Origin of the sequence: Halorhodospira sp. 9622 (genome assembly GCF_022228025.1) — a bacterium.
Taxonomy (GTDB): Bacteria; Pseudomonadota; Gammaproteobacteria; order Nitrococcales; family Halorhodospiraceae; genus Halorhodospira; species Halorhodospira halophila_A.
This window is the reverse complement of the sequence record NZ_JAJNRE010000079.1, coordinates 1-1,163: the sequence shown is the minus strand read 5'-3', so window position 1 is coordinate 1,163 and position 1,163 is coordinate 1. Positions and strand designations below refer to the sequence as shown.

At 66.6% G+C, this 1,163-nt stretch carries 1 protein-coding gene; it reads left to right on the top strand.

From position 1 onward, the window contains the following. Positions 1 to 1,163: elongation factor Tu (gene tuf / locus LRG07_RS13640; RefSeq protein ID WP_238634270.1), on the top strand; the 1,163-nt coding region annotated here is incomplete at both ends.

Genomic DNA, 1,163 nt, shown 5'->3' with positions numbered 1-1,163 from the left:
AAGAAGCCGCACATCAACGTCGGCACCATCGGTCACGTGGACCATGGCAAGACGACGCTGACTGCGGCCCTGACCAAGGTCCTGGCGGAAGCTCACGGCGGCGACGCCCGCGCGTTCGATCAGATCGACAACGCGCCGGAGGAGCGTGCTCGCGGCATCACGATCGCCACCGCGCACGTGGAGTACGAGTCGGAGAGCCGCCACTACGCCCACGTCGACTGCCCGGGTCACGCCGACTACGTGAAGAACATGATCACCGGCGCGGCGCAGATGGACGGCTCGATCCTGGTGGTCTCCGCCGCCGACGGCCCGATGCCGCAGACGCGTGAGCACATCCTGCTCGCCCGTCAGGTCGGTGTCCCGGCGATCGTGGTCTTCCTGAACAAGGCCGACATGGTCGACGACGCCGAGCTGCTCGAGCTCGTCGAGATGGAGGTCCGCGAGCTGCTGAGCGACTACGACTTCGACGGTGACAACATCCCGGTGGTCACCGGCTCGGCGCTGAAGGCGCTCGAGGGCGACGACTCGGAGATGGGGCGTCCGGCGATCATCAAGCTCGTCGAGGCCATGGACGAGCACATCCCGCAGCCGGAGCGTCCGGTTGACGGCGACTTCCTGATGCCGATCGAGGACGTCTTCTCCATCTCGGGTCGCGGCACGGTGGTCACCGGCCGGGTCGAGCGCGGTGTGATCAAGGTCGGTGAAGAGGTCGAGATCGTCGGCATCACCGAGACGCGCAAGACGACCTGCACCGGCGTCGAGATGTTCCGCAAGCTGCTCGACCAGGGCGAGGCGGGTGACAACATCGGTGCGCTGCTGCGCGGGATCAAGCGCGACGACGTCGAGCGTGGCCAGGTGCTGTGCAAGCCGAAGTCGATCACGCCGCACACGCACTTCGAGGCCGAGGTGTACGTCCTGAGCAAGGACGAGGGTGGCCGGCACACGCCGTTTTTCAACGGCTACCGTCCGCAGTTCTACTTCCGGACGACGGACGTCACGGGTACGGTGACGCTGCCGGAGGGCACCGAGATGGTGATGCCGGGCGATAACGTCAAGATGACGGTTCAGCTGATCGCCCCGATCGCCATGGAGGACGGCCTGCGCTTCGCGATCCGCGAGGGCGGCCGCACCGTCGGCGCCGGCGTCGTCTCCAAGATCATCGA